This window comes from Chitinophaga rupis (assembly GCF_900109685.1).
Taxonomy (GTDB): Bacteria; Bacteroidota; Bacteroidia; order Chitinophagales; family Chitinophagaceae; genus Chitinophaga; species Chitinophaga rupis.
In genome coordinates this window covers 663400-685431 of sequence record NZ_FOBB01000003.1, presented here as the reverse complement: position 1 = coordinate 685431, position 22032 = coordinate 663400, and the positions used below count along the sequence as shown (strand labels likewise).

At 48.7% G+C, this 22032-nt stretch carries 20 protein-coding genes; 13 read left to right on the top strand and 7 right to left on the bottom strand.

The genetic code is table 11. The annotated features are described in order from the left end of the window. Window positions 1-5: 5 nt before the first annotated feature. Both mgtE and BMZ54_RS15860 read right to left on the bottom strand, forming a co-directional pair. Window positions 6-1382, bottom strand: coding sequence for a magnesium transporter (mgtE, locus tag BMZ54_RS15865; RefSeq protein WP_089913532.1), 1377 nt, complete (start codon window positions 1380-1382; stop codon window positions 6-8). A gap of 60 nt (window positions 1383-1442) precedes the next feature. Next, complete coding sequence (locus BMZ54_RS15860; RefSeq protein WP_089913529.1) at window positions 1443-2312, bottom strand: bestrophin family protein; 870 nt, start codon at window positions 2310-2312, stop codon at window positions 1443-1445. A gap of 133 nt (window positions 2313-2445) precedes the next feature. Here BMZ54_RS15860 and BMZ54_RS15855 point away from each other — a divergent pair, with 133 nt between their 5' ends. The 7 genes from BMZ54_RS15855 (at window position 2446) to BMZ54_RS15825 (ending at window position 11728) form a co-directional block, all read left to right on the top strand. Beyond that, entirely contained in the window at window positions 2446-2835 is a 390-nt protein-coding gene (locus BMZ54_RS15855) for an SET domain-containing protein (protein WP_089913526.1), read from the top strand. A 237-nt stretch (window positions 2836-3072) separates the two neighbouring features. After that, complete coding sequence (locus tag BMZ54_RS15850) at window positions 3073-3576, top strand: MarR family winged helix-turn-helix transcriptional regulator (protein WP_089913523.1); 504 nt, start codon at window positions 3073-3075, stop codon at window positions 3574-3576. A gap of 14 nt (window positions 3577-3590) precedes the next feature. Continuing rightward, window positions 3591-5159: a histidine ammonia-lyase gene (hutH, locus tag BMZ54_RS15845; protein ID WP_089913520.1), complete on the top strand. Its 1569-nt coding sequence runs from the start codon at window positions 3591-3593 to the stop codon at window positions 5157-5159. After that, on the top strand, window positions 5137-6810 hold the full coding sequence (gene hutU / locus BMZ54_RS15840) for a urocanate hydratase (RefSeq protein WP_089913518.1): 1674 nt from the start codon (window positions 5137-5139) through the stop codon (window positions 6808-6810). Before hutH ends, hutU begins: the two co-directional genes overlap by 23 nt. Before the next feature lie 29 nt (window positions 6811-6839). Further along, a complete protein-coding gene (gene hutI / locus BMZ54_RS15835) occupies window positions 6840-8066 on the top strand; it encodes an imidazolonepropionase (protein WP_089913515.1) in 1227 nt (408 codons plus the stop codon). An 11-nt stretch (window positions 8067-8077) separates the two neighbouring features. Beyond that, a complete protein-coding gene (gene hutG / locus BMZ54_RS15830; protein ID WP_089913512.1) occupies window positions 8078-9073 on the top strand; it encodes a formimidoylglutamase in 996 nt (331 codons plus the stop codon). 228 nt (window positions 9074-9301) lie between these two features. Continuing rightward, window positions 9302-11728, top strand: a complete 2427-nt coding sequence (locus tag BMZ54_RS15825; protein WP_143081030.1) for an ABC transporter permease — start codon at window positions 9302-9304, stop codon at window positions 11726-11728. 5 nt (window positions 11729-11733) lie between these two features. On the opposite strand, the gene BMZ54_RS15820 is transcribed toward BMZ54_RS15825, so the two are convergent. Beyond that, the gene (locus BMZ54_RS15820) at window positions 11734-12555 is read right to left on the bottom strand and encodes a CHAD domain-containing protein (protein WP_089913505.1); all 822 of its coding nucleotides are present in this window, start codon (window positions 12553-12555) and stop codon (window positions 11734-11736) included. A 56-nt stretch (window positions 12556-12611) separates the two neighbouring features. On the opposite strand from BMZ54_RS15820, the gene BMZ54_RS15815 reads away from it, so the two are divergent. Next, window positions 12612-13214 carry a hypothetical protein gene (locus tag BMZ54_RS15815; RefSeq protein WP_089913503.1) on the top strand — a complete coding sequence of 201 codons (603 nt, stop codon included), beginning with the start codon at window positions 12612-12614 and terminating at the stop codon, window positions 13212-13214. A gap of 100 nt (window positions 13215-13314) precedes the next feature. Here the strand turns inward: BMZ54_RS15815 and purU are convergent, their stop codons facing one another. After that, window positions 13315-14184 (bottom strand): formyltetrahydrofolate deformylase, encoded by an 870-nt coding sequence (purU, locus tag BMZ54_RS15810; protein ID WP_089913500.1) that lies wholly within the window; start codon window positions 14182-14184, stop codon window positions 13315-13317. Between the two features lie 240 nt (window positions 14185-14424). Between purU and BMZ54_RS15805 the strand changes: the two genes are divergently transcribed. Both BMZ54_RS15805 and BMZ54_RS15800 read left to right on the top strand, forming a co-directional pair. Further along, on the top strand, window positions 14425-14913 hold the full coding sequence (locus tag BMZ54_RS15805) for a metallophosphoesterase family protein (protein WP_089913497.1): 489 nt from the start codon (window positions 14425-14427) through the stop codon (window positions 14911-14913). Window positions 14914-14984: 71 nt separating this feature from the next. Beyond that, on the top strand, window positions 14985-16040 hold the full coding sequence (locus tag BMZ54_RS15800) for a DUF4421 domain-containing protein (protein WP_143081029.1): 1056 nt from the start codon (window positions 14985-14987) through the stop codon (window positions 16038-16040). A gap of 129 nt (window positions 16041-16169) precedes the next feature. Here BMZ54_RS15800 and BMZ54_RS15795 read toward each other — a convergent pair whose 3' ends face one another. Continuing rightward, window positions 16170-18440: an aconitate hydratase gene (locus BMZ54_RS15795; RefSeq protein WP_089913491.1), complete on the bottom strand. Its 2271-nt coding sequence runs from the start codon at window positions 18438-18440 to the stop codon at window positions 16170-16172. Between the two features lie 340 nt (window positions 18441-18780). Here BMZ54_RS15795 and BMZ54_RS15790 point away from each other — a divergent pair, with 340 nt between their 5' ends. The 3 genes from BMZ54_RS15790 (at window position 18781) to BMZ54_RS15780 (ending at window position 20620) form a co-directional block, all read left to right on the top strand. Beyond that, window positions 18781-19002: a PspC domain-containing protein gene (locus BMZ54_RS15790; protein ID WP_089914236.1), complete on the top strand. Its 222-nt coding sequence runs from the start codon at window positions 18781-18783 to the stop codon at window positions 19000-19002. Window positions 19003-19056: 54 nt separating this feature from the next. Then, a complete protein-coding gene (locus tag BMZ54_RS15785) occupies window positions 19057-19626 on the top strand; it encodes a thioredoxin family protein (RefSeq protein ID WP_089913487.1) in 570 nt (189 codons plus the stop codon). Between the two features lie 196 nt (window positions 19627-19822). Next, window positions 19823-20620, top strand: coding sequence for a DUF4382 domain-containing protein (locus BMZ54_RS15780; RefSeq protein WP_089913484.1), 798 nt, complete (start codon window positions 19823-19825; stop codon window positions 20618-20620). A gap of 103 nt (window positions 20621-20723) precedes the next feature. Here BMZ54_RS15780 and BMZ54_RS15775 read toward each other — a convergent pair whose 3' ends face one another. Then, entirely contained in the window at window positions 20724-21131 is a 408-nt protein-coding gene (locus BMZ54_RS15775; RefSeq protein WP_089913482.1) for a hypothetical protein, read from the bottom strand. 48 nt (window positions 21132-21179) lie between these two features. Continuing rightward, window positions 21180-22019, bottom strand: a complete 840-nt coding sequence (gene kdsA / locus BMZ54_RS15770) for a 3-deoxy-8-phosphooctulonate synthase (RefSeq protein ID WP_089913479.1) — start codon at window positions 22017-22019, stop codon at window positions 21180-21182. Between the last annotated feature and the right edge of the window lie 13 nt (window positions 22020-22032).

The following is a 22032-nucleotide window of genomic DNA, read 5'->3' as shown; positions in this document are numbered from 1 at the left end:
ATTAATTAAAGCAGGATGCCTTGCATCAGCGCGTAAGCTACGCTGAAGTAAATGAGTAGTCCCGTTACATCAACCAGGGTAGCCACAAAGGGTGCGGAGGAAGTAGCCGGGTCAGCGCCCAGCCTTTTCAATAATAAAGGTAACATGGAGCCGGAGAGGGTACCCCATAATACTACGCCTACCAGGGAAAAACCTACTGTAGTGCCAATGAGAAAAGTATGTTCCCCATAGGTATGGAACAGGGAGTTCCATAGCAGGATGCGCATAAAACCGATCAGACCCAGGATGCCGCCCAGCATCAGGCCGGAGACGATCTCGCGGCGCATTACACGCCACCAGTCGGCAATAGAGATCTCGCCCAGGGCCATGGCCTGTATAATAAGGGTAGAGGCCTGCGAGCCGCTGTTACCTCCACTGGAAATAATAAGCGGTACAAACAGGGCCAGTACTACGGCTTTGGCAATTTCATCCTCAAAAAATCCCATAGCCGTAGCCGTAAGCATTTCACCAATGAACAGCACTACCAGCCAGCCTACCCGTTTTTTTACCAGCTTTAGCAGCGGCATATCCAGGTAGGGCTCGTCCAGGGCTTCGGTACCACCTATCTTTTGAATATCTTCAGTATGTTCTTCATTGGCTATCCACAGCATATCGTCAATGGTCACAATGCCTAATAGTATGCCCTGGTCGTCAATAACCGGCAGGGCCACACGGTTTTCCACCCGGAAGGTCTGGATGGCCTCTTCCTGATCATCGTTAGCATGCAGGGCTACAAAGCGGTCATCCATCAGCGTATGCACCTGTGTGTCCGGCGATACCAGCAGGAACTCCCGGATCCGGAAGTCGTCCATCAGCTTGCCTTTATCATCCACCACATAGATCACGTCAATGGTTTCGCTATCCTTGCCATGTTCGCGGATGTAGTCCAGCACCTGCTTTACGCTCCACTCTTCCAGCACGGCAATGTAGTCCGGCGTCATGATACGGCCTACACTGGTTTCGGGATAGCCTAATAAGGATAAGGTGATCTTACGCTCTTCGGGTGTGAGCAGCTTGATCAGCTCTTTTACGGCCTCGCTGGGCAGCTCACCTAAGAATGCGGCGCGGTCATCGGCCGGCAGCTCGTTCAGCAGCTCGGCTACTTTAGCGGCGGGCTGGTTGCGGATCACTTCTTCCTGCAGAGGAAAGTCCAGGATCCTGAAAGATGCGGCTGCACGGGTTAAAGACAGGTTATTGAAGATAAGGTCTGCCTGTTCAGGACGCTCATAAATGAGCTCTGCTATATCTGTAATAAGCTGATCATCCAGGTACACACGAAGTTCCTGGTGATTATGCTCATCTGCCAGCATGCTGAATTTTTCCAGTAAGGCTTCATTTTCCATAGACCTTCAACTATCTGAACGAAAATAAATAAAAAAAAGTGGTTAGTTGTTAGCGGGCCTTTATATAAGTTCGGCCACGTGCTTACGGATGTTTTCACAGATGGTATCCGTAGGCAGGTCATTGGCATCTTTACCAAAGGGGTCTTCGATCTCTTCCGCTATCAGCTCCATACTGGCCAGCACGTAAAAGATGAACACCACCATGGGTATGATCAGATACCCTACGCTGAACACATAGCCAATGGGCAGCGTCATTACATAAAAGAAGATGAACTTTTTCAGGAACACGCTGTAAGAAAACGGGATAGGCGTATTCTTTATGCGTTCGCAGGCGCCACAAATGTCTGTGAAAGATTGCAGCTCCCGGTTAATGGTGATCAGCTGATCACCGCTGATCTGCTGCTGCCGGTACAGCTCATGTATGCGGATCAAGATATGAGCGGCTACCTGGTTGGGCACATGCTGCCCGGGCTGCGGCGTAAAGCCGGGCACTGCTTCCAGCTCCTGAGGTTCAAAACTATTCCTTAAATGATTTTTAACGCAAAAGGCGTAGTTAGGGATCATGTTACGGAAATAGGCCCGGGCAGCATCATCGCCCACCGGTAAAATGGCCTGCAGCTTTAAAGCCAGGTTACGGCTGTTATTCACCAAAGCGCCCCATTGCTTACGGCCCTCCCACCAACGGTCATACGCCGTATTGGTGCGGAACACCAGCAACAGGGAGATCACAAAACCCAGCAGGCTGTGTACAATGGAGAGCTGCTGCAGCTCAGTGTACCTGCGCAGGTTAAATACCTCCAGCTCCAGCACGCCTATTATACCGGCATAAACGCTAAGGCCCAGGAACATGGGCGCCAGCTTACGCACGGTATCAGCCCGGTGTATGCGGAAGATAAAAGTGAACCACTCCTTTGGATTATAATTGATCATTATACTACTATTTGCACGGTAAAATATCCTTTTCCGGCCGCAAACCTAAAAATTTTACGCCTGATTTTGATAACTTGTTCCTTTACCTTTACTTTACGCTTCTTAACATATACAAGAATACAGAGCGAGCGCTATGATCAAGCCGTATTTATACATTGAAAAAACAAAGAAAAAGGGCCGGGGTGTTTTTACGAAAGAAAGGATACCCGCCGGCACCAGGATTGAAACATCGCCCGTGATCGTACTATCTTTTGATGATACGGCAAAGGCAGACAAGACCAAACTACACAACTATCTTTTTTTATGGGGCGTTCGGGAAACCCGCTCCTGTGTGGCTTTAGGCTTTTGCTCTATCTACAATCACTCTTATGATCCCAATTGTGAGTACGAGATGGATTTTGATGCGGAAACCATGAGCATCATTACCCGCCGGGATATCAAGAAAGGCGAGGAGCTAAGCATTAACTATAATGGTGATGTAGACAATACTTCACCGGTATGGTTTGATGTGAAGCGCCAGTAATACCAGGGGCTTTGTAAAATTATAAGGGGAGTTATCTGCCTGCCGGAATTAAAATTTGCCGGAAAGATAATTTCCCTAAATTTGTGAGTAAATATATAAGTGCTTATATAATTTGGAGCTGAAAGCGCAAAGCAGAAAGCAAAAAGCTTAATGTTAAACGCTGAATGCTTAACGCCGAACGCTTAATGCAGCGGAATGTTACCGATTAATTATTAATCATTAATTATTAATTAACGTATGTCTTTCTATCCTGCGCTTGGTTTCCTGGTATTTGGCAGCCGTTTACGGCGGCTTAGCGAGTACTTCCTGATGGAGGTGAACAAGGTATACGAGCAAGCCGGTATACCCTTTGACGCCAGCTGGTTCCCCGTGTTCTATGTACTCTCCAAGCAGCAACCCGTTCCCCTGATAGACATTGCAGATACACTGGAAATATCCCACTCCGCCGTAAGCCAGATGATCACCAGCCTGCGAAAAAAAGGACTGGTAAAAACCGCTCCCTGTCCGGATGATGGGCGGCGGCAGCTGGTAATGCTTACTAAAAAAGGAGAGGAGCTGCTGCAACAGGTACAGCCCATATGGACCGCCATTACCGGCGCCATGACCCAGCTAACGGCTTCGCATAAACAAAGCCGGCAGATCCTGGACGCCATTGCGCAGGTAGAACAGGCGGTGCAGCAGGTACCTTTGTCGGCCCGTATTACAACTGAATTGGCGCAAACCCATCCCATACAACAATAACATACACCAAAACTATGAGCGAAGCTTTCAGATACGGTATAGACCAGCTAACGGCAGGCCGTGCACTGGACATAGCTGCCGGCCGCATACCCGCTATACTTACCCCGCAGGTAATGGCCAAAGTAAAAGCCAGCTATGATCATGTACAAACCATTGTAGCGCAGCATTCCATTGTATACGGCATTAACACCGGCTTTGGTCCTTTGTGCGATACCAAGATCTCCGAAGAGGATACCCGCGCTTTGCAATACAACATTCTGCAAAGCCATAGTGTAGGCGTGGGGGATAGTATCCCGGATGAAATAGCCCGCCTGATGCTGATCACCAAAGTACATGCGCTGGCACAGGGTTACTCCGGTATTGCACCGGCCACACTGGAACGTATTATATGGTTTATTGAACAGGGCATTACGCCCCTGGTGCCGGAAAAAGGCTCTGTAGGCGCTTCCGGCGACCTGGCGCCGCTTTCACACCTGTTCCTTCCATTAATAGGATTGGGACATGTAAAATATAAAGGCCAAACCATTACCGGTGCTGAAGCTTTGCAACGGGAAGGGCTGGAACCGGTTGTATTAGGCCCTAAAGAAGGCCTGGCCCTGATCAACGGCACGCAGTTTATTTTAGCCTTTGCAGTAAAGGCTTTGGAGCGATTGTATTATGCGCTGGAAGCAGCGGATATTATTGGCGCTATGTCGCTGGAAGGGCTAATGGGCACCGCCAAACCCTTTGATCCGCGCCTGCATGCCATCCGCCCATTTCCCGGCAACCAGCTGGTGGCGCACCGTTTAAAGGTAATGCTGGAAAATTCAGAGATCATGGCATCGCATGTGGATTGCGGCCGGGTGCAGGACCCTTACTCCCTGCGTTGTATGCCGCAGGTGCACGGCGCATCGCGCACTGCCTGGAAGCACCTGCTGGAGCTTACCACTATTGAGCTGAATGCAGTAACAGACAACCCTATTATTTTTAGTGCCGATGATACCATCAGTGGCGGCAACTTTCACGGGCAGCCTATGGCCTTACCGCTGGATTATGCTACCATAGCGGCTGCGGAGCTGGGCAATATTTCAGACCGGCGCAGCTATATGATGATAGAAGGGCGGTATGGCCTGCCTAAATTATTGATTGAAAATGCCGGTCTGAACTCGGGTTTTATGATACCGCAATACACTACGGCTGCATTGGTCACAGAAAATAAAACGCTGTGCTTCCCTGCCAGCGCGGATAGCGTGCCTACCTCCCTGGGGCAGGAAGATCATGTATCCATGGGCTCCATTAGCGGGCGTAAGCTGCACCAGGTAATAGGCAACCTGGAATACATACTGGCTATAGAGCTGCTGTATGCCGCGCAGGCCGTGGATTTCCGCCGCCCCTTACAGTCCGGTCCCATACTGGAAGCCTGCCACCGTTTTACACGGGAGCAGGTAAGCTTTGCCAAAAAGGACCGTGTATTTGCTTATGATATACAAGCCTTACATACCATCATCACCGATCAATCACTGGTGCGTGTAGCCAATGAAGTGGCTTTACAGCATCAATTAACTTTAAACGGCATTCATCATGACCAGTTCGGACTTTATTAATACCTACGCGGCACACCCGCATTATAAAGCGCCCCGTGGCACACAGCTGCATGCTAAAAGCTGGCAAACAGAAGCGCCCCTGCGCATGCTGCTCAACAACCTGGATCACGAAGTAGCAGAGAACCCCGATGAGCTGGTGGTGTACGGCGGCATAGGCCAGGCAGCCCGTAACCGCGAAGCCCTGCAAAAGATCATACAGCTGCTGCTGGAGCTGGATGAGGAACACTCGCTGCTTATACAATCCGGTAAGCCGGTAGGTATTGTACGCACGCATGCACAGGCCCCAAGGGTATTGCTGGCCAATAGTAACCTGGTGCCTAAATGGGCTACCTGGGAACATTTTAATGAGCTGCGTGCAAAAGGTTTAATGATGTTTGGGCAAATGACGGCCGGTAGCTGGATCTATATAGGTACGCAGGGTATTTTACAGGGCACCTATGAAACCTTTGTGGAATGCGGGCGCCGGCATTTTAACGGCAGCCTGAAAGGTAAGCTGTTAGTAACGGCTGGTTTAGGTGGTATGGGCGGCGCTCAGCCACTGGCTGCTACCATGGCAGGGGCGGTATTGCTGGGTGCAGATGTGGACCCTGCACGTATTCAGAAACGCCTGGATACCCGCTACATTGACCGCATGACCCACTCCTACGAGGAAGCCATACAATGGGCGCAGGAAGCTAAAGCAAAAGGGCAGGCGCTTTCCATAGGGCTGGTAAGCGATGCAGGCGATCTGCTGGAAAAGCTGCTGCGCGATAATATTATTCCCGATATACTTACGGATCAAACTTCTGCGCACGACCCGCTGAATGGTTATATACCCAACGGCCTTTCTTTAACGGAAGCGGCGGAGTTGCGTAAAAAAGATGCCGCAGCTTATGAGCAGCGCTCCTTAAAAAGCATGGCCCGCCATGTAGGCTATATGCTGGCCTTGCAGGATAAGGGGGCGGTAACATTTGACTACGGCAATAACCTGCGTGAGTTTGCTAAAGCCGGGGGAGAGGCCAGGGCTTTTAATTTCCCCGGGTTCACGCCGGCGTATATACGTCCTTTGTTCTGCGAAGGTAAAGGCCCTTTCCGCTGGGTAGCACTGTCAGGCGATCCGGAAGATATTTATACTACCGACCGTGCGCTGATGGAAGCTTTTCCGGAGAATACCGCGCTTATTAACTGGTTACAACAGGCGCAGCAAAAAATTGCCTTCCAGGGCTTACCCTCCCGCATATGCTGGCTGGGTTTGGGTGAGCGTGAAAAAGCAGGGCTCATCTTTAATGAGCTGGTACGTAGCGGCAAAGTAAAAGCGCCCATTGTAATAGGCCGCGATCATTTGGATTGTGGTTCTGTAGCCTCTCCCAACCGGGAAACAGAAGCTATGAAAGACGGCTCTGATGCGGTATCCGACTGGCCTTTGCTGAACCTGATGTCTAATACAGCGGGTGGCGCTACCTGGGTATCATTCCACCACGGTGGCGGCGTAGGCATGGGATACTCCCAGCATGCAGGGATGGTGGTATTAGCAGATGGCACAGACCGTGCAGCGGCCTGCCTGCAGCGCGTACTGTTTAATGACCCTGCTATGGGCATTTTCCGCCATGCAGATGCCGGTTATGAGAAAGCGCAGGAGTGGGGCGATAAATTCGGGATCCGTATTTATTAGTACAGGAGTCTTTACCTAAACTTTTTTACATGTTACTGATAGGCCCTTTTTCCCAGATATTGCCCATGAGCGGGCTGCCGTTAAAAGGCCCTTTGCAGGATGAGCAATTGCCATTGATAGAAAAAGGCGGTATACTCATAACCGGTGATACTATTACTGCTATTGGCCGCTTTGCCACCCTGCAGCAGGAATACCCGCAATGCGAAGTACATTTTATTGATAAGCCTATGGTTTTGCTGCCGGGGTTTATTGATTGCCATACACATATTTGTTTTGATGGTAACCGCAACCGCGACTATGCTATGCGTATTGCCGGGAAAAGCTACCTGGAAATAGCCCGTGCCGGCGGCGGTATATGGGATTCAGTAATGAAAACCCGTATAGCCGATGATGTTACTTTGGCAGAGAACACCGTAGCCCGCGCTAACCGGCATTTACAGGAGGGCGTTACCACCATTGAAGTGAAAAGCGGTTACGGGCTGGATCTGGTGAACGAAGTAAAAATGCTGCAGGCCATACAAAGCGCCTCCCTGCATACCGCTGCTACGCTGATACCTACCTGCCTGGCAGCACATATGCTGCCCAAAGATTATAAAGGCGCTCCGGCTGAATATTTAAGCTGGATACTGGCAGAGCTATTACCCGTATTACAGGCAGAACAATTGGCTAAGCGGGTGGATATTTTCATTGAAGAAACGGCCTTTACGCCAACGGATGCACGTACTTTTTTACTGGCCGCCAAACAGCTGGGATTTGCTGCTACGGTGCATGCAGACCAGTTCAGCGCCGGCGGCAGCGCCGTAGCTGTGGAAGCGGGCGCCTTATCTGCCGACCACCTGGAAGCCAGTACAGAAAAAGAAATTGCACTGCTGGCTGCATCCAACACCACTGCCGTAGTATTACCCGGCGCTTCCCTGGGTTTAGGCATGCACTACGCACCGGCGCGTAAGCTGCTGGATGCAGGCGCCAGCCTGGCCATTGCCAGCGACTGGAACCCCGGCTCGGCCCCTATGGGTGACCTGCTGATACAGGCAGCTGTACTAAGCGCCGCCCAGCATTTATCCATGGCAGAAACACTGGCCGCATTAACGGTGCGGGCTGCACCTGCTTTACAGCTTACGCAGGTTGGGCAGCTGGAAGCGCAATATGCGGCAGATATGCAGGCTTATGCCACTGCGGATTACCGTGATATACTCTATTACCAGGGTAAGCTAAAACCGGAGCTGGTATGGAAGGCCGGTATCCTGATCCAATAAACAACACATAAATGACAGCAGGCAACTATTACCAACCCACCGCTGCAAATGTATGGACCGGCCGCATTGACGGCACGGACCCGGAGGTATTAAGATGGCATCAGCGTATACAACCCGTGCATCTTTTACAGCTGCCGTCCTTAAAGCCCGGCCAGCAAGGCATAGCGCTGTTAGGATTTGCCTGTGACGAAGGCGTGCGCCGTAACAAAGGCAGGGCAGGGGCTGCACAGGGGGCCGTGGCCTTACGTAAGGCCTGCGCCAACCTGCCGGTACATTTTAATGAGCAGCTTTTATTACTGGATGCAGGAGATATTGTTTGCGCTGATCAAAACCTGGAAGCAGCCCAGGGCGCACTAAGCGATGCAGTACAACAGCTGCATGCTGCAGGCTATACTCCCATTTTACTGGGCGGCGGACATGAGATTACGTATGGTCATGCCCGTGGTATCTATCAATCCTTTCCGGAACAAAAGACCGGGTTAATTAATTTTGACGCCCATTTTGACCTGCGCATCCCAGGTGAGGAAGGCCCCAGCTCCGGCACCGGTTTCTGGCAGCTGGCGCAGGATTGCAGGTTGCAGGAAAAGCCATTTCATTACCTGGCTTTAGGCATTCAAACGCATAGCAATACGCAGCAGCTATTTCGCATAGCCCGCGAGCTGGGTGTACAAATTATTCCGGCAGCGGTATTTCATATGCAGGATCTAACAAGCCTCCAAACTACCATTGCACAGTTTTTACAACAGGTAGATAAGATCTACCTCACCATTGACCTGGATGTATTTGCCGCGCCTTTTGCGCCTGGTGTAAGCGCTACTGCTTATAACGGCATTTTACCCGGCGGCGTTTTTATGGAATGTTACCGGCTGATATTACAAAGCGGTAAGCTGGCCGGGCTGGATATTGCAGAACTAAATCCCGCGCTGGATATTGATAACCGCACCGCGAAGCTGGGTGCTGGGCTGGTGTTTGAGGCAATTACGAATTGTCAATTACGAATTATTTAATTACGAATTAAGTACTGCGGAAGGCAGGTTACCAGAACCTCAGTTTAGATTATAAGCGTAATTAGATGTGTGTCATAGATAAAATCTAATCGCTTTAATGAATCGCGGCATTCTAATTCGTAATTCACCTTTGTTCGTTTCCGGACATTTTGTATTGAAACCGGACAATGTGCGCATTGTTTAACAGTTATACTCCATTGATTTTCATCTAAATATAAAAGTGGCACTGTGTTCGTTGTGCAGGCTGTTATGCTCAACAATTATTTCAAAACCGGCTTCCGCAATCTGTTGCGTAACAGGACCCACTTCTTTGTAAATATTACAGGACTGGTGGTAGGGTTTAGCGCCTTTCTGCTGATCTTCCTGGTATTGGCATATGAAAAAAGCTTTGATACTTTTCATGCCAACAAAGAGCATATTTACCGGGTGGTAAGAGTGAATAACCAGGGCGGCTATTCCGCGACGGCCTCTTTTCCATTGGCAGCAGCATTAAGAGCGGAGCTTCCGCAGGTAGAAAGGTCGGCGGCTATTTATGGCGACCGGGATGTGCAGGTGATCGTTACCGGTGCTGCTGGTGAAACCGTGAAAAAGTTTAAAGAGCCTATCGGTGTTTTCTTTGCAGAGCCGCAGTTCTTCAGCATGTTTGATTTCAGCATTATTGCAGGTAATCCCGCTAACGTCCTTAGCGAAACAAATACGGCGGTGCTTACAAAAGCGATCGCCACGAAATATTTTGGTAGCTGGCAACAGGCCATGGGAAAGGTTCTTAAAGTGTACAACCAGCCTATAAGGGTTACCGGTATTATTAATGATCCGCCATCTAACACTGATTTTCCTTTGGGTGTAGTTATATCCCATACCACCATCAAAGCGCTAGTGGGGAAAAATATAGAAAGCTGGGTGGAGCTGTGGGATGATCATTATTGTTTTGTGCAGCTGCGTTCCAATGTTACTGAAGCGCGTATGAATGCGCTGTTGCCAGCTTTCTTAAGCAAATACGTTGCACCGGCAGATGCCGGTTATGAACTAACGCTGCAACCGCTGAAAGAGATCCATTTTGATAAACGTTTTGATAATTTCAACCACCGCGTTTTCAGCACAGCGCTCATCACTGCATTGAGCCTTATTGGCATCTTCCTGCTTATTATTGCCTGCGTTAATTTTATTAATCTTTCAACTGCCAATGCTGTTAACCGTTCCCGGGAAGTAGGGGTGCGCAAGGCATTGGGCAGCAACCGGCAGCAATTGATAGCACAGTTCTTTGGTGAAACCGGTATTACCTGTTTTATTGCCATTGTAGTCGCTGTAATAGTGGCGGTTATTTGCATACCTTTTATAAACCGGCTGCTGGAAATTAAAATGCCGCTGAATTTATTAATTAGTCCTGCTATTATTGGGTTTATACTATGCACCTGGCTGGTGGTAACCCTGTTGGCCGGCTTTTACCCGGCGCTGGTGCTCTCTGGTTTTAACCCCATTAGTGTGCTTAAGAACAGGGTCAGTGCGGAAAAAGCAAAAGGCATCACACTCCGCAGGGGGCTGGTGATCCTGCAATTCGTAATTGCGCAGGTATTGATCATTGCCACGCTGGTAGTGGTTTCCCAGCTGAATTATTTCAGCAATGCAGATATGGGTTTTAATAAAGAAGCTGTTATAAACGCAGGCTTTCCACAGGACAGTGCAAGCCAGGCTAAATTAGCACTGGTGCGCAACCTCTTAATGCAGGAGCCGGGCATACAGGCCGTAAGCTTCAGCGCCTTTGCACCGGTGGGTAGTGCCAGCTGGGCTACAGACCTGCGCCTGGGTACCAATAATACCGGTAAGGCAGATCTGATCGTAAATATGAAGCCCGCAGATACCGGCTATTTTAATATTTACAAACTGCAGCTGGTGGCAGGGCGTACTTATTTTGCTTCAGATACCGCACGTGAATTTATTGTGAATGAGAGCCTGGCAAAAAAGCTGGGTTTCAGCAATCCGCAGGATGCCATCGGCAAGCTCATTGCAGCACCGGCAAGCCGCCACCCCTGGCCTATTGTAGGTGTAGTAAAAGACTATCATATCAGCTCTCTCCGCGATCCTGTTGGTGAGGTGGCAATGACCACTCTAAAAGGCTCTTACCGCATGACCAACATTAAAATAGCGCCCGGTAAAACCAGGGTAGCCATAGCTGCAATAGAAAAGATCTGGAATAAGGTGTTCCCGGATTATGCGTTTGAATATAATTTTGTTGATGACACAGTAGCGGCTTATTATAAGCAGGAGGATCAGCTTTCACAGCTTTTCAAAATATTTGCAGGCCTGGCCATTTTCATATCCTGCTTGGGTTTGTATGGGCTGGTATCTTTTATGGCGGCGCGGCGCAAAAAAGAAATTGGCATCCGCAAGGTGCTGGGCGCATCTGCGGGTAATATTGTGCTGTTGTTATCCCGCGAGTTTACCATACTTATTACCATTGCGTTCCTGGTAGCTGCGCCGGTAGCCTGGTACTGTATGCAGCAGTGGTTGCAGCAGTATACTTTCAGGATCGATCTTGGAGTAGGATTCTTTATTATTACGCTGTTGTCTTCTGTATTGATTGCATGGCTTACCGTAGGGCATTCTGCATTAAAAGCAGCGCTGGCCAACCCGGTGAAGAGCCTGAGAACGGAGTAATTAATTTATTCAGGCCATTGTACTCCTGGTTTTTGCTTTATCCATTCCCTGCTTCGTTGCAGCTGTTGCTGCGTGTCTGCGGCCAGCTGTTTCAATAAACCATCTATACCGCGCGGTAAGACAATTTGCTCGCTGTGCATGAGCTGCATGCTGTTGCGTATGAATTGTTGCAGCGCCAGCAGATCGTGCCAGCTACCTAAGCGGCTGCCTGCTTCGTCTGTGAACTGTAACATAACGGGCAGCGCTGCAGATCCTTCAAACAAGGGCTGCGATATTTCCAGCTGGTAATGCAGGCGTTTGATCTCTTTGCGCAGGCTGTGCCATTTCTCCGCCGCTATATGGCCTGCAGGTATGGTAATGGCGGCATATTGCTCCTGTAAATGTTTGCTGAGCTGTTTATGGGAAAGGTGTGGTAATTGTGACGGCTGTTTGCGCAGCTTTTTAATAAAAGTTTGAGGAAAGGCCTGTGTAGTAGCCTGGGCCTGCTCTTTGGCCTGGCGGGTATGATCTTTTAACAGCGCTTTAAAGAACCGGTACTGTTGCGGGCTCTTTTTGGTGTATTGCCGTAGGCTCTCCTGTTGCAGCTGCAGATCGCGCAGCGCACCTGCCTCCTGTTGTAATATTTTCAGGAGCTTAGCATAGCGTTTCCCTTTGAACTGCTTACCGCTGAATTGTTTGATCAGTGTAAGGCAGGCCCGCGCCCTTTTTATGGAGGTGCGTAGCTTGTGCACATGGTCCGGGGCGGCCTTTTTGCCGATGGCCGGCAGCAGATCCGCTATGGTAGCACATTGCGTATCCAGGTAATTATATAAAGTTTCCCACATCATAGTCAGCTTTCTAAAGTTAACATATATTTGCTACCTAATTAAAATCCCAAATTGTCATGAAATTAATCCCCGTATTGGCAGCTACATTACTGGTAGCTGCGTTAGCCGCACCCGTAAGTGCCCAGAAATTAAAAGTAACAGAAGGCAGCCTGTCTGCACTCAAGGGACAAACAGAAATTAACACGGAGTTTACGTACGATGGTTTGAAAGTGGGCAAATTTGATAATGAAGCCGACTACATTCAGAAAAAAACAACGGAGTATAACTCCAAAGAGGCCGGCCGTGGTGATGCCTGGGCCAAAGCCTGGAAAGACGACCGCGAAGCCCGTTACGAGCCCAAGTTTGCTGAGCTGTTTAATGAGCATGGCAGCATAAAGTCTGTGCATAACAAAAGCGCAAAGTACACGCTGATCTTTAAAACCACTTTTATTGAACCGGGTTTTAACGTAGGCGTGTGGCGTAAGAATGCTTCTATGGATGGCGAAGTATGGATTGTGGAAACGGCCAGCCCGGATAAGGCGGTTGCTAAAATATCCGTTGAAAAGGCCCAGGGCCGTGTGTTTGGTGGGTATGACTTTGATACCGGCGTACGGATTGCCGAAGCTTATGCAGATGCCGGTAAAGCATTAGGCAAGTTTATTAAGAGTAAAGCAGAGTAATAAGTAAAAAGTAAAAAAGTAAAAAGCAAAAATTAAAAGAATGCTGCGGAATGATCATCCCGGTTTTTTCTTTTTAATTTTTGCTTTTTTTCTTTTTACTTTAAAACACGATGGTTTTATTGCCGTGCACAATTACCCGGTCTTCAATATGTGCTTTTACCGCACGGGTAAGCACCTGCCTTTCAATATCGCGTCCCAGCAGCACCAGGTCATCTACCGCATGTTTATGGCTTACGCGGGCTACATCCTGCTCAATAATGGGCCCTTCATCCAGGTCGTTGGTAACATAATGCGCGGTAGCGCCAATTAGTTTTACACCCCGCGTATAGGCATTCAGGTAAGGGCGTGCGCCGGCAAAGGCAGGTAAAAAAGAATGATGGATATTAATGATGCGGCCGGGAAATTCTTTCACAAAATCAGGCGATAAGATCTGCATGTAACGCGCCAACACAATGAAATCCACCTGTTGCTGCTGTAACAGCGTAATGGCCTGCTGCTCCTGCTGCGCTTTGTTTTGCGCGGTTACCGGCAGGTAATGAAAGGGAATATCAAAGTCGGCTGCCAGCTTTTGCAGATCATTATGGTTAGAGATCACTACGGGAATATCTACTTCCAGCTCCCCGCTGCGCCAGCGCCACAGCAGCTCCATAATGCAGTGGTCATATCTGGATACCATGATGGCCATACGTTTGCGATGGTCTGTATAGTCAATACGCCATTCCATATGCCGGGGTAAAGCCACTTTTTCCAGGAAATCGGCTTCCAGCTGCTCCCGGCTGATGCTGGTATTTTCCAGGTGAAATACCATGCGCATAAAGAACAGGCCTTCCCGTGGATCGGTACTGTGCTGGCTGGCATCCAGGATATTGGCGCCATGGGAGTACAGGAACTGGGATACCCCCGCCACAATGCCGGGACGGTCAGGGCAGCAGATCAATAAGCGGCCGGTGATATCGGTATATGGATGCATGTAAATAGTAGCTTTTATGGATATGTAAAATAGTAAGAAAAGTCCACAGTCAACAGTCCCCGGTCCACTGTGCGCGGATCATAGATCATGGAGAACAGTCCTCAGTCCACAGACCATAGTCCGCTATCCGCGGATCATAAACAGCGGATCATGGATCATTTGTTCAACAGGCCATTGACTTTTATTAGATTTGCCTTCCCGGATCGCAGACGGTGATCTGTTGTCCGGGAGCAGCTAGTCATGAAAAAAATAGGCCTTCTTTCAGATACCCACAGCTACCTGCATCCGCAGGTGTTCAAACATTTTGAAAATGTAGATGAGATCTGGCATGCCGGTGATATCGGCAATACCGGCCTGGCCGATGAACTGGAGGCCTTTAAACCTTTTAGGGCTGTGTATGGGAACATCGATGGCGCGGATATCCGTATCCGTTACCCCGAAAATCTGCATTTTGAAGTAGAGGGTGTAAAAGTGTTCATGACCCATATAGGCGGTTACCCGGGCAAATATGCGCCCGGCGTAAAAGCGCAGCTGTTGCAGCAGCAGCCCAAACTATTTATTTGCGGGCATTCCCACATTCTGAAAGTAATTCCCGATCCTGCCCTGCAGCTGCTGCACATTAATCCCGGAGCCTGCGGTTTGCAGGGCTGGCATAAAGTAAAAACGCTGGTACGGTTTGAGCTGCATGCAGGCAACATCCAGCAGCTGGAAGTAATAGAAATTAAATAACAGGCCTGGGCCTGATTATTAACTATTAGCTAATAACCCGTTACTCACTGTTGAAAGTTATAAATTGTATTTTGTTACAGCATATGCGCCTGCAGCTTGTTCTATTGTTGGCTGGCCTGGGCAGTACGATGGTTGCACAGGGACAAAAAAATACTTTTGGAGAAAAAGTGTTCGGCTGGCTGCGCACCCAAAATGATTCAGCCTACATTACTGATCACACCCGCGATCTTAACCTGCGCCTCTATGGCGGTCGTAAATACACCTATTATGATGTAGTGGACCGCAAGCTGAATAAAGAGGTGCTGTACCGCCCCAACAACAATTTTATCGTGGGGGTAGGCGCCAACTATAAGTTCCTGGACATTAACCTGGGTTTTAGCCTTCCGGATGTTGAGCACAATAAAGACCGGTATGGCACTACCAAATACCTGGACCTGCAAACACATATATACCTGCGTAAGCTGGTGATAGACCTGTACTGGCAGCGCTATAAAGGGTACTTTCTGGCAGACCAGGGTGGCCCGCTGGGAAATGTGCTGGAGGACAGGCCCCGGCTTTTACGCCCCGATCTGCGTACCCGTAATTACGGGGCCAGTGTAATGTACATTTTCAACGACCGGCGCTTTTCTTACCGCGGTGCATACCTGCAAAATGAACATCAGAAAAAAAGTGCCGGCTCGCTGATCATAGGGGCAGAGATCTTCAGCATCCGCATTCATGCCGATTCTTCTATTATACCCAGTAATCTGCAAAGTCCTGATTTCTTTGAAGGGCAACGTTTTTACGGCTCCGGCATTGTAAGTGTGGCGGGTAATGCCGGTTATGCCTATACGCTGGTGTATAAAAAACACCTCTTCATGACCTTATCACTTTCCGGCGCATTAGGGGTGAATGTAACGCGTTTGTACATGAACGACAGCATTCCCAAAAAAGCAGGGTGGCAGCTGAACAATACGATCCGTGCATCCATAGGGTATAACTCCAATCTTTATTTTGCAGGGTTTCAATACATGAACGTATTAACCCGCAGTGAAACACCCGTAAAAGAAACCTACCAAACCTTTGGCACTGGCAACTTCCGCATTAGTTTGGTACGCCGGTTTAAGCTGCGCAAAAAACTTTTCTAATTAATAATGAATGATTAATAATCGCAAGGCAGTTACTGCACGGAAGGGCCCTAAATGCAAAGAGCACCGATGCTTGCAGCACCAGTGCTCTTTATTATTAATTATTCTTTCTTAATTCTTAATTCTTAATTATTTCGCCTTAGCGAATTCGGAGCGTATCACATTCAGTGCGCCACCGGCTTTAAACCACTCGATCTGTTGTTCGTTATAAGTGTGGTTTACGGTAATGCTGTCGCTGGTGCCGTTTTTGTGATTAGCTACTACGGTCAGGGTTTTGCCGGGCGTAAAATCAGTCAGGCCAATAATATCAAACGTATCATCTTCCTGGATCTTTTCGTAATCATCCTTATCGGCAAAGGTCAGTGCCAGCATACCCTGTTTTTTCAGGTTGGTTTCGTGTATGCGTGCAAATGATTTTACCAGGATGGCCCTTACGCCCAGGTGACGGGGCTCCATAGCTGCGTGCTCGCGGCTGGAACCTTCCCCATAGTTTTCATCGCCCACTACTACAGAACCAATGCCTGCAGCTTTGTAAGCGCGCTGGGTAGCCGGTACCGGGCCGTATTCGCCTGTCAGCTCATTCTTAACGGTATCAGTTTTATCGTTAAAGGCATTTACTGCGCCAATCAGCATGTTGTTGGAGATATTATCCAGGTGACCACGGTATTTTAACCAGGGGCCGGCCATGGAAATATGGTCCGTAGTACATTTACCTTTTGCTTTGATAAGCAGCTTCAAACCTTTCAGATCAACACCTTCCCAGGCGCTGAACGGAGCCAGTAACTGCAAACGGTCGCTGCTGGGTGATACCACTACCTGTACGCCTCTGCCATCGGCAGCAGGAGCCTGGTAGCCGGCGTCTTCCACGGCAAAACCTTTGGAAGGCATTTCGTAACCGGTTGGTTCATCCAGCATTACTTCTTTACCGTCTTTGGTTTTCAGCTTATCGGTCAGCGGGTTAAAGGTCAGGTCACCGGCAATGGCCAGCGCCGTTACTATTTCCGGAGAAGCCACAAATGCGTGTGTAGAGGCCAGGCCGTCATTACGTTTTGCAAAGTTGCGGTTAAAGGAGGTAATGATAGAGTTCTTACGGTTAGGATCGTCTATATGACGTGCCCATTGCCCGATACAGGGACCGCAGGCATTGGCCAGCACCACACCGCCTATTTTGTCAAAGGTATCCAGCAAACCATCTCTTTCAATGGTGAAACGTACCAGTTCAGAACCGGGGGTAATAGTAAATTCGGATTTCACATCCAGGTTCTTGTCAATGGCTTGTTTGGCCAGGGAGGCAGAACGGGAAATATCTTCGTAGGAAGAGTTGGTGCAGGAGCCTATCAGGGCTACTTCCAGCTTTTCCGGCCAGTTGTTTTCTTTAACTGCCTGTGCAAATTTAGAGATAGGCCATGCCAGGTCCGGCGTAAAAGGACCGTTCACATAAGGTTCCAGCTCATTCAGGTCTATTTCAATTACCTGGTCGTAGTATTTATCAGGGCTGTCATATACTTCCGGGTCAGGACGCAGATGCTCTTTCACTGCATCGGCCAGGTTAGCAATTTCCGCACGGCTGGTGCCTTTCAGGTAAGCCGACATTTTGCTGTCATATGCAAAAACGGAGCAGGTAGCGCCTATTTCCGCACCCATGTTACAAATGGTGCCTTTACCGGTAGCGCTCAGGCTATCTGCGCCTTCGCCAAAATATTCAACAATAGCACCGGTACCGCCTTTTACGGTCAGGATGCCGGCTACTTTCAGGATCACGTCTTTGGCAGAGGTCCAGCCGCTCATTTTACCGGTCAGCTTTACACCGATCAGCTTAGGCATTTTCAGTTCCCAGGGCAGGCCGGCCATTACGTCTACAGCGTCTGCACCGCCTACGCCAATGGCTAACATACCCAAACCGCCCGCATTGGGGGTGTGGGAATCCGTACCGATCATCATACCACCGGGAAATGCATAGTTTTCCAGCACTACCTGGTGAATGATGCCTGCACCGGGTTTCCAGAAACCGATACCGTATTTATTAGATATAGAGGAGAGAAATTCGTAAACTTCCTTATTGGTGTCTTTTGCCGTGGCCAGGTCAGCTACAGCGCCTGTTTTGGCTTGAATGAGGTGATCACAGTGTACAGTGGAGGGAACCGCTACTTTATCGCGCCCGCAGGTCATGAACTGTAATAAGGCCATCTGGGCGGTGGCATCCTGCATGGCTACACGGTCCGGGGCAAACTCTACGTAAGATTTGCCTCTTGCAAACGGCGAAGTAGCAGGTGCATACAGGTGAGCATATAAGATCTTTTCTGCCAATGTAAGCGGACGGCCTAACATTTTGCGGGTAGCTTCCACTTTACCCGGTAGTGCCGCGTACACTCCTTTAATCATTTCAATATCAAACACCATGAGAAATAAATATTTAAGTGCGGTTAAAAATTGCACCGCGAAATTAACTAAAATCACGAAGTTTTTAAAATAGTAGGCGCCCGATCCTGCACAGTTTATAGCTGTATTTAATGCATATGTTTTTCATAAGCTATTATAAATCATTCTATAATATGTAGTTAGGATGCAGGGTTTGCTGTTCGCGGGTTTTTGCCGGTGGGGAATTTAACATAAAAGGCGATAAAAAGATCAGAAGATCCCGGTTGATAGTCCGTGCATTACGGCTTTCAGGCGGCCAACAGCGGGCTGCACCCACAGCGTTCTCTTGTTTTTCACACCGGATTTTAATAAATTTGAAGTCATGAAGCGCTTTAAGGATTTTGTGGAATGGCAGGCATTCGGAGTCTGTGCCGCTATTGGAGATAAGCTGGGGGTTGCTACCTCCCGTATCCGCTTGTTTTTTATCTACACATCTTTCCTTACCATGGGATCACCGGTAATTATTTACATGATCCTGGCTTTTTGGGTAAACATGAAAAATTATATTCTTAACGCCCGTCGCAATCCGTTGAGATATTTGTAGAACAATTGCAAACGCAGGTGTTGCATCCCCTTTGAACTACTAAAAAATTTAACCATGGCCCGCACACCCTCTCATATGGTTCCGTTAGGAACGCCTGCCCCCGACTTTAAATTGCTGGATGTTGTATCAGGTAAATGGCTGCAGTTAAAAGAATTACCGGCTGCCATTGGTACCGTAGTGATGTTCATTTGCAATCATTGCCCGTTTGTGCGTTATATACAACCTGAGCTGGTGCGGCTTTCCAAAGAATATATTGCCAAAGGCATCCGCTTCCTGGCCATCAGCGCCAATGATGCGCAGCAATACCCTGAAGATGGGCCTGCGCATATGCGGGAAGTAGCTATTGAGCTGGATTATACTTTTCCTTATTTATACGATGAAAGCCAGGAAACGGCGCATGCTTACCAGGCCGCCTGTACCCCCGACTTTTTTATTTATGATCAGTCATTGCAGCTGGTATACCGCGGGCAGCTGGATGATGCCCGTCCCGGAAATGATCAGCCCCTGAATGGCAAGGATGTGCGCGCGGCGCTTAACGCCCTGCTGGATGGGCAGCCCGTAAGCCCGTTGCAAAAGCCCAGTGTGGGCTGTAATATTAAGTGGAAGATGGAAACGGTGAAGTAAGGCAGAACACTGTAATTATTAAAAAATATACAAAATGCTGATTGCTAACACAATCGGCATTTTTATTTTATGCCGGGCCGGATATATGTTGTCACGGAAGATTTTTTTTTAATGCGTATTTAAACTTTCTTTAACAAACCATATCTAAATCCGAGAAAGCCGCAAAAAAGGCGATACTAAAACCAATACACTTTTTATGAGCAATTCACTGAGAAACCTACTTACAGGCACACTTGCTTTGGCTGGTCTGTGTTACTTTTCGTCCTGTTCCAAAAATGAGAACAATAGCGGGCAGGCACATTTACAGGTAGCGCTTACTGACGGACCAGGCGATTTTAAAGCCGTTTATATCGATGTACAGGATGTGAATATTAATTACACCGATAGTGATGATAATGGCTGGCAGTCATTGAGTGGTTTCAGAAAGGGCCGCTACAACCTGCTTACACTGGTGAATGATAAAGACACTGTACTGGCTGACGCTTACATTAAATCAGGTACTATCAAAGAGATCCGCCTGGTATTGGGCGATGACAACTGGGTAGTAACCCACGACGGCGATTCCGTTCATCTGCAAACACCCAGCGGGCAATCATCCGGTGTTAAACTGAAATTGAATTCAGATGTAACCGGCGATGTGCTTTACAAACTGGTACTGGATTTTGATGTAGCAAAATCTATCCATGAAGCAGGTGCTGCCGGCAAATTTATGCTGAAGCCAGTTATCAGGGGTTTTATGCAGGCGCAGGGTGGTGCTATCAGGGGGGTAACAACACCGGATTCCATTGCCGCGGCTGTATTAGCGCTTAATGGTAATGATACAGTGGCCAGCACTTATACTGATCATGGTCATTATCTGATCAAAGGTATTAGCGCCGGTACTTATACGCTGCACTTTATACCTTCTGATACGCTGCTGAGCACCATTGTAAGATCTGGCGTAACCGTTACATTAGGTCAGGTTACAACAGTAGATACCGTAAAGTTGAAGTAAGTATAAAGGAGAAAGCATAAAGGAGAAAGCATAAAGCAAAAAGCTGATTGCCGCGGATATCTGCGAGGCAATCAGCTTTTTGCTTTATCCTTTAAGCTTTCCGCTAATCTAAGTGGAAATTAGTCATGATATGATAATGGTTCTGGAGCTGGTTCACGGTAAGCGCGCCCTTGATTTCCCGGTGCTCATCACGGTAAGCCAGGCGGGTTATATCGTGGCCGCCTTCCTGGGCCAGCTGTACGCTGAAAGGCCCCCGTACATACACCGCTGTATGGCCATTACCGGTAGCGGCAGATTCATCTTTCTGGAACTTCAGCTTCAGCAGCTGTGATTCATCCAGCGGAATTTCATAAAGGTCATCCAGCGAGTACCAGAATTCCTGCTGTTCGTGGGTCAGTACACAAGCCTGTCTGTCCTCAGGGTTCACTTCCAGTACCTTGCCTTCCAGCAGCTCTCCTTCATACGATACTAACACGGTATCACCTGTTTTAACGTCATGTAAACGGATCATGGTGAAATTGTTTTTAGTGTAGTATGAATATAACAAAAATTGTGCACACTAATGGTGGTGGGCAGTTACATTTTTACTCACGGCTTCCCGTATACGAACCAGCTGTTCCAGCAGGTCCTCCAGCAGATCCAGGCGCAGCATATTAGCCCCGTCTGATAAGGCTTTGGAAGGATCAGGATGCGTTTCTATGAACAACCCGTCGGCCCCGGTAGCAATCGCTGCTTTGGCAATAGTGCTGATCATTTGCGGGTTACCGCCGGTAACGCCGCTGGTTTGATTGGGCTGCTGCAGGGAGTGGGTACAATCCATTACCACCGGCACGCCATGCCCGCGCATAATGGGAATGTTACGGTAGTCTACTACCAGGTCCTGGTAGCCAAAAGTGGTACCGCGTTCCGTAAGTATCACCTGGTTATTGCCTGCCTGTTTAATTTTCTCCACGGCAAACTTCATGGCGTCGCCACTCACGAACTGCCCCTTTTTTACGTTCACTACCTTTCCGGTTTCTGCGGCTGCCAGCAGAATGTCTGTTTGCCGGCATAAGAAGGCCGGTATCTGCAGCACATCCACATAAGCGGCTGCCATCGCTGCTTCTGCGGCAGAGTGAATGTCGGAGGTTACCGGCAGGTTAAAGGTGTGCCCGGTTTTTTGCAGCAGGTCCAGCCCTTCCACATCGCCCATACCGGTAAAGGAATGAATGCTGGTGCGGTTAGCCTTGCGGTACGATGCCTTGAAAATATAAGGGATGTTCAGCCGCTTGCAGATGCCGGAAACTTTCTCTGCCACGGTTGTTAACAGCTCCTCGCTTTCCACTACACAGGGGCCGGCTATCAGGAAAAAATTGTCGGGATTATATTGCTCTTTGAACAAAGATTTCAAATGATTCATCTGCATTTTAATT

Bases quoted from the DNA above. Each gene is read 5' to 3' on its own strand.
- mgtE (WP_089913532.1), bottom strand. From the start codon at position 1,382: ATGGAAAATGAAGCCTTACTGGAAAAATTCAGCATGCTGGCAGATGAG.
- BMZ54_RS15860 (WP_089913529.1), bottom strand. From the start codon at position 2,312: ATGATCAATTATAATCCAAAGGAGTGGTTCACTTTTATCTTCCGCATA.
- BMZ54_RS15855 (WP_089913526.1), top strand. From the start codon at position 2,446: ATGATCAAGCCGTATTTATACATTGAAAAAACAAAGAAAAAGGGCCGG.
- BMZ54_RS15850 (WP_089913523.1), top strand. From the start codon at position 3,073: ATGTCTTTCTATCCTGCGCTTGGTTTCCTGGTATTTGGCAGCCGTTTA.
- hutH (WP_089913520.1), top strand. From the start codon at position 3,591: ATGAGCGAAGCTTTCAGATACGGTATAGACCAGCTAACGGCAGGCCGT.
- hutU (WP_089913518.1), top strand. From the start codon at position 5,137: ATGACCAGTTCGGACTTTATTAATACCTACGCGGCACACCCGCATTAT.
- hutI (WP_089913515.1), top strand. From the start codon at position 6,840: ATGTTACTGATAGGCCCTTTTTCCCAGATATTGCCCATGAGCGGGCTG.
- hutG (WP_089913512.1), top strand. From the start codon at position 8,078: ATGACAGCAGGCAACTATTACCAACCCACCGCTGCAAATGTATGGACC.
- BMZ54_RS15820 (WP_089913505.1), bottom strand. From the start codon at position 12,555: ATGATGTGGGAAACTTTATATAATTACCTGGATACGCAATGTGCTACC.
- BMZ54_RS15815 (WP_089913503.1), top strand. From the start codon at position 12,612: ATGAAATTAATCCCCGTATTGGCAGCTACATTACTGGTAGCTGCGTTA.
- purU (WP_089913500.1), bottom strand. From the start codon at position 14,184: ATGCATCCATATACCGATATCACCGGCCGCTTATTGATCTGCTGCCCT.
- BMZ54_RS15805 (WP_089913497.1), top strand. From the start codon at position 14,425: ATGAAAAAAATAGGCCTTCTTTCAGATACCCACAGCTACCTGCATCCG.
- BMZ54_RS15795 (WP_089913491.1), bottom strand. From the start codon at position 18,440: ATGGTGTTTGATATTGAAATGATTAAAGGAGTGTACGCGGCACTACCG.
- BMZ54_RS15790 (WP_089914236.1), top strand. From the start codon at position 18,781: ATGAAGCGCTTTAAGGATTTTGTGGAATGGCAGGCATTCGGAGTCTGT.
- BMZ54_RS15785 (WP_089913487.1), top strand. From the start codon at position 19,057: ATGGCCCGCACACCCTCTCATATGGTTCCGTTAGGAACGCCTGCCCCC.
- BMZ54_RS15780 (WP_089913484.1), top strand. From the start codon at position 19,823: ATGAGCAATTCACTGAGAAACCTACTTACAGGCACACTTGCTTTGGCT.
- BMZ54_RS15775 (WP_089913482.1), bottom strand. From the start codon at position 21,131: ATGATCCGTTTACATGACGTTAAAACAGGTGATACCGTGTTAGTATCG.
- kdsA (WP_089913479.1), bottom strand. From the start codon at position 22,019: ATGAATCATTTGAAATCTTTGTTCAAAGAGCAATATAATCCCGACAAT.